Origin of the sequence: Mesorhizobium sp. M7A.F.Ca.CA.001.10.2.1 (assembly GCF_003998575.1) — a bacterium.
Lineage (GTDB): Bacteria > Pseudomonadota > Alphaproteobacteria > Rhizobiales > Rhizobiaceae > Mesorhizobium.
The window spans coordinates 1-3,178 of sequence record NZ_RZQY01000685.1 but is presented as its reverse complement, the minus strand read 5'-3'; the positions used below and the strand labels follow the sequence as shown (position 1 = coordinate 3,178).

Genomic DNA, 3,178 nt, shown 5'->3' with positions numbered 1-3,178 from the left:
CGACATGACTGCGGCAGGAAGCCCAACGCTCTGCAGGGCCGATACGGTGGCCAACGCCCGCTCCAGGCCAAGCCTTGCCGCAACAAGCCCGGCGCGGGCAAGATGCGGGCGAAGGACGTTGAGCGAGGCGATGGAGGTTGGGTCATGCGGACCGTCCTGCAGACGACGCTCCACACTGTAGATCACGACCTCGCCATTGGTCATCGGTATGACCATGCCGGTTTGCCAGCCCAATCCGTACCTGATCAATTCGTGTCTCATCGGATCGGTTTCCAATTCGTCCGGACTGAAGAGTTCGACGTCGCGAAGAAACCCATCGACACTAGGCTTCCAGCGCAACGGACGATCGTTGTTTCGCCACGCGTCGGAAGAGAATTCAATCAGCGCATCCATAATCGATGCCGATGCCGCAAACCGCGGCGGATGAGCCTCGCTGGCGACCAGCAAGGCGCCGCCTACCGATCCCGACATCGTGCTCAAGCCGTCAAGCACCACCGGCCACAGCTCTGGCACGAATGCGGCTTCGTAGATTCGGTCGATCAGATCTTCCATGAAAGTTGCCCCTCAATCGGCACGGGAACGAACGATCCGCCCAGCCATCGCGCTAGCGATATGAATGACCTGTATCGGCTGAGCAAACCAGATATTCGCCATATCGACAAGCGCCCGATCCTCGGCTTCGGATCCAGTATGCAACGCCCATTCCATTTGACGGTTCGCCTTCCTATATCTGCGTCTCATCCCGCAATCGGATCGATGGTTCGGACTGAGTGAGACGGCACCCGGCCAAAAGACGCTTGTGTTTTTTGGCCTTTGTCGCTAATCGCCCCGCATTCGACTGAACTGAAGGTCTTCGACCGAACTGAAGATCCGGGCCGTCCAAGGAAAGAGACAATGGCAAAAGGTAAATTCGAGCGTAACAAGCCTCACGTGAACATCGGCACGATTGGCCACGTCGACCATGGCAAGACGTCGCTGACGGCGGCGATCACCAAGTATTTTGGCGAATACAAGCGCTACGACCAGATCGACGCCGCCCCTGAGGAAAAGGCGCGCGGCATCACGATCTCGACGGCGCACGTCGAATACGAGACGGCTGCCCGCCACTACGCTCACGTCGACTGCCCCGGCCACGCCGACTATGTGAAGAACATGATCACCGGTGCCGCGCAGATGGACGGCGCGATCCTGGTCGTGTCGGCTGCCGACGGCCCGATGCCGCAGACCCGCGAGCACATCCTGCTGGCCCGTCAGGTCGGCGTGCCGTCGATCGTGGTGTTCCTGAACAAGGTCGACCAGGTCGACGACGCCGAGCTGCTCGAACTGGTCGAGCTCGAGGTTCGCGAGCTTCTGACCAAGAACGAGTTCCCCGGCGACGACATTCCGATCGTCAAGGGTTCGGCTCTGGCTGCGCTGGAAGATTCCGACAAGAAGATCGGTGAAGACGCGATCCGCGAGCTGATGGCTGCGGTCGATGCCTACATTCCGACGCCGGTTCGTCCGCTCGACAAGCCGTTCCTGATGCCGATCGAAGACGTGTTCTCGATCTCGGGCCGCGGCACGGTCGTGACCGGCCGCGTCGAGCGCGGCGTGGTCAAGGTCGGCGAGGAGCTGGAGATCATCGGCATCCGTCCGACGACCAAGACGACCTGCACGGGCGTCGAGATGTTCCGCAAGCTGCTCGATCAGGGCCAGGCCGGCGACAACATCGGCGCGCTGCTGCGCGGCGTTGATCGTGAAGGTGTCGAGCGCGGCCAGGTTCTGGCCAAGCCGGGCACGGTGAAGCCGCACAAGAAGTTCGTGGCCGAAGCCTACATCCTGACCAAGGATGAAGGTGGCCGTCACACGCCGTTCTTCACCAACTACCGTCCGCAGTTCTACTTCCGCACGACCGACGTGACCGGCATCGTGTCGCTGCCGGAAGGCACCGAAATGGTGATGCCGGGCGACAACATCACGGTCGATGTCGAGCTGATCGTGCCGATCGCCATGGAAGAGAAGCTGCGCTTCGCTATCCGTGAAGGCGGCCGCACCGTCGGTGCCGGCATCGTCGTCACCATCAAGGAATAATCGAGCCCGGCATTCGCCGGATCGACAAGAAAAGGGCGGTCTTCGGGCCGCCCTTTTCTTTTGCGAGGCTATCGGTTGCGGCCCAGTCGGCCGAACCCTGTTGCAAGGCTCCGGGCCTCGACTAGTATAGGTTGCATCGAGGGGCTTTTTTCAAATGGTTCCAAGGCGGTTTTTCCATCGTCGGGCATTGTGGCCGCTGGCTCTGACCTGGCTGCTCGCATTGCTTGCCGCAGGCCCGGGAGCCTTTGCGGCGGATGCGGCGCCGGATCTTGGGCCGACGATGCGGTTCGGCATCGTTCGCAGCAACGCACCGGGGTGCGAGCCGATCTGCCCGGAATGGATATCGGCCGAGGGCTCGATAGAAGCCGGCACGCCGGCACTCTTCAAACGCATGCTGAAGACGCTTGGTGGGCGGAAACTGCCTGTTGTCGTCGATTCTCCCGGCGGCAATGTCGAGGCGGCGCTGACGCTTGGCCGGCTGATCCGCAAGAACAAGTTCGATATCGCCATCGGCAAGACGGTGTTTTCCAGCTGCCAGCCCGATGCGAAGGGCTGCCAGGGCCGTGACGCCCGCTACTTCGGCGATGTCATCGACTATGGCGCCATGTGCAATTCCGCCTGTCCTCTGATGTTTGCCGGCGGTATCAGGCGGGTGGCCGGCGAATGGGCCTATCTCGGCGTCCATCAGATCACCACGACCTACATCCGTACGAAATTGCAATACCGGACCACCTATCGCGTCGTGGGAGGCAAGAAGAAGATCCTCAACACAAAGATCGTCAGCCGCAAGAACGCCGGCAGCTACAAGACCTACGAGATGAGCAAGGCGGTTGAGAAAAAGCTGGCGGCCTACCTGAAACAGATGGGCATCGAACAAAGCATGCTCGAAACGATGAAGGGCACCCCGGCCAGCGAAATCCACCAGATCGCCCTCGACGACATGCTGGCGATGAAGCTGGTCACCAGCACGGACGCTGTAGGCGTGTTGACCGCGGCAAGCCTGTGCGAGCCCGGTCGCCTGGCCGCGAATTGCCGGGAAATGCCGGGGAACAAGCCTGACGGCCTGACGGCGACCGCGGATAAGTCTGCTCCGCCGGCGATCGAACCC

General features: G+C 61.3%; 1 protein-coding gene and 2 pseudogenes. 2 read left to right on the top strand and 1 reads right to left on the bottom strand.

Annotation, left to right across the window (positions count from 1 at the left end; all coding sequences use genetic code 11):
• Nucleotides 1–552 (bottom strand): annotated as a pseudogene (locus EN964_RS29960) (hypothetical protein); the annotation flags it as partial.
• A 342-nt stretch (nt 553–894) separates the two neighbouring features.
• On the opposite strand from EN964_RS29960, the gene tuf reads away from it, so the two are divergent.
• Together tuf and EN964_RS29950 are read left to right on the top strand one after the other, a co-directional pair.
• Nucleotides 895–2,070, top strand: a complete 1,176-nt coding sequence (gene tuf, locus EN964_RS29955) for an elongation factor Tu (protein ID WP_095090666.1) — start codon at nt 895–897, stop codon at nt 2,068–2,070.
• A gap of 154 nt (nt 2,071–2,224) precedes the next feature.
• A pseudogene (locus EN964_RS29950) lies at nt 2,225–3,178 on the top strand (hypothetical protein); the annotation flags it as partial.